This window comes from Pseudomonas sp. MIL19, from assembly GCF_028680365.1.
GTDB lineage: Bacteria > Pseudomonadota > Gammaproteobacteria > Pseudomonadales > Pseudomonadaceae > Aquipseudomonas > Aquipseudomonas spirodelae.
Genome location: NZ_JAPPVG010000070.1, coordinates 1 through 2579 on the forward strand (window position 1 = coordinate 1; position 2579 = coordinate 2579).

3 protein-coding genes are annotated in these 2579 nt (G+C 65.7%); 2 read left to right on the forward strand and 1 reads right to left on the reverse strand.

All coding sequences use genetic code 11. The annotated features are described in order from the left end of the window. Positions 1-222 precede the first annotated feature (222 nt). Entirely contained in the window at positions 223-441 is a 219-nt protein-coding gene (locus N1078_RS19315; RefSeq protein WP_274089686.1) for a hypothetical protein, read from the forward strand. Here the strand turns inward: N1078_RS19315 and N1078_RS19320 are convergent. Then, positions 438-908, reverse strand: coding sequence for a hypothetical protein (locus N1078_RS19320; protein ID WP_274089687.1), 471 nt, complete (start codon positions 906-908; stop codon positions 438-440). The genes N1078_RS19315 and N1078_RS19320 overlap by 4 nt on opposite strands. A gap of 820 nt (positions 909-1728) precedes the next feature. Between N1078_RS19320 and mobV the strand changes: the two genes are divergently transcribed. Then, positions 1729-2579 (forward strand): MobV family relaxase (gene mobV, locus N1078_RS19325; protein WP_274089688.1); only part of this gene is annotated, 851 nt, incomplete at its 3' end.

The window sequence follows — 2579 nt, forward strand, 5'->3', positions numbered from 1 at the left end:
GCCCTCAAAGCCCCCCACGGCGCGATACCGCGCCTCTAGCTGCCTGCGCTGCTGGCTGCACGGGCTGCGGCAAAGGTTGCGGCGCAGGAAGCGGAGCAGAGGGCCAAGGAGGCCCGCGCCGCCGCAATCGAGGCCAGCCAGCAGCGCAGGCAGCTAGAGGCGCGGTATCGCGCCGTGGGGGGCTTTGAGGGCATCCAGCGAGCGGAAGGGCTGGGCGCAGAGATGGAAGCGCTCCAGCGGCAGCAGGAGCAGCGCCTGGCGGATGCGAGGAAGCAGCTCGACCTGATGCGCGCAGAGCTGCGGGAGGCGCTCCAGGAGCGCGCAGGGGACGCGGAGCGCATCCAGGAGCTGCGGGAGTGGGGGGAAGGGCTGGCCGCCCATGCGCAGGCGCTGGAGTGCGAGCTGTACGGTGGGCCGAGCAGCGGGCCGGGGTTGCGCTAGCGCTCTGCGTCAGCCTTGCCATCGACCCAATCGACGGTGCGGGGGTCGCGCGACAGACTGGGTAGATCAGGCTCCACCAGGGGCGGTTGTGTGGGTGGTGGCAGGCCGTCGCCATGAGGCAGCTGCATGTCTCCTGGCGACAGCGACGGCATCTGACGCAGCGGCGGCAGATCGTTGCGCACTGGCGCGTCCTGCTCGGCCTCGCTGACCAGTATCCGGGCGTCGAACGAGGCATAGCGCTGGTTCTCGCGCTTATCGGCCCAGGCAACTCGTCGGTTCACGACATACGCATTCACCCCGCCCCGCTCGCTGCCGACGCGCACGACGTCGATCCAGCATTCGTCACTGAGGACGGTCAGGGCGCGCTTGACGGTAGCCACACTGACACCCATCAGACTTCCCAGCGTCGCCTGAGACGCCACCAGCGCGCCGCTTCGATCCATGTTCGCCACGAGCAGGTGCAGCAAAGCAGCAGCCCGAGGCTGGCGCCCAATCAGCCCAGCCCAAGCCTCGTGGGCGGCGCGCTCCGTCTGTACCCACGTACCCCTAACCGCTCCAATGACTTCCGGCATACAGCGCTCCTATTTGCGTGACAGATATCTAATCACGCGCGGAGGATATCTAACAAGTTTGGGCGATACCGCTGCTCAAATGAGCTACCCCTAGCTCATCCAGGGTGAGCTAGGGGTAGCTCATCCAGGGTGAGCTACCCCCCCCTCGCAAGCCATTGATTTTAAAGGGTTTTATATTTGCCCCCTCTTATGATCTAAGAACCCGGCGCAAGCCGGCATCCTTTTGCGGCGCGAGCGCCGCGGCTCTTGATCTTCCAGGTCAATGAATTGACCCGCTCTGCCGTGGCCCGAGTGGGCCCCCGGAACGGGGTCGAGGGCTGATACTTATCCACGGCGAGGAACGAGCGGTGGATAAGTGTCCCAAGCACTGCGGTGGTGGTTAGTTCTGCGGCCTTCCAGTCCCTGTGCGCCGTCCGAGTCCGAGTAGGGCTCGGCATCGGAGCGCGGCTGCTTCGCTCCTTCACGCCGCTGCCTTCGGCGGCGACCTACGGTCGCGGCGGACGGGTGAAGTGGTGCGGTCGAACGTAGGAGTTTTTCTGTAGGCGCGAAGCGCCGGAGGAAATACTCCGTAGTGAGTCCCGGGAACTTTCCGGGTGCTGTTGATCTTTGGGGCCGACAACTGCTAAAAGCTGGAGCAAATCAAGAGCAGGTCAGAGTGATGTCAAAGGCGATTTTGAGGACAAAAAAGCACACATCGGCGCGGTCTGTGGGTGGTATGGGTAGGCACATGAACCGCACCAGGCCGACACCCAACGCAGACCCTGAGCGGCGATCCACAAACGCGACCTACACCCCTGCTGACGGCTGGGTGCGGTGGTCTGAGCGTGCTCCGCGAAATCTGTCCGAGCAGCTGGGGGAACGGCTTGCAGATTTCAAGCAGCGAGGCGGCAAGCTGCGCACGGACAGCGTGCTGGCGGTGGAGCTGATGCTGTCTGCCTCCCCCGAGTGGTTCAAGCAGGCCAGCCGAGAGCAGACCCAGGAGTGGCTGCGCCGCAACGTGCAGTGGATCGAGGACGTGTTCGGGCGAAACAACGTGCTCCAGGTGGCGCTGCACCTGGACGAAACAACGCCACACCTGCATGCCTTCCTGGTGCCAGAGGTGGAGATGATCGAGACGCGAGGCCGCAAGCCGAAGGCGGGCACCCCGGCGAGCGTTAAGGCCCCTAAGCCCGCGCTGGCTGCTTCGCACTGGCTGGACGGGAGGGCGAAGCTGGGCGATCTGCAGGACAGCTACGCCGCTGCCATGGCCCCGCTTGGGCTTGAGAGGGGGCTGAAGGGGTCAGGGGCGAGGCATCGCACAATTCGGAGCTACTACGCCGCTGCAGAGGCCGTGATGGGGCAGGAGCCTGGAGCTGTCCGCATACCAGCGCCGCCGCCGCTACCTGAACCGGGTGGGTGGCTGGAACACATGGGGGCAGCGGTGGGGCTAGTGCCCCGTGCAGCAGCCGTAAGCACCGTGCAGGAGGCTGCACGGGCTGCGGCAAAGGTTGCGGCGCAGGAAGCGGAGCAGAGGGCCAAGGAGGCCCGCGCCGCCGCAATCGAGGCCAGCCAGCAGCGCAGGCAGCT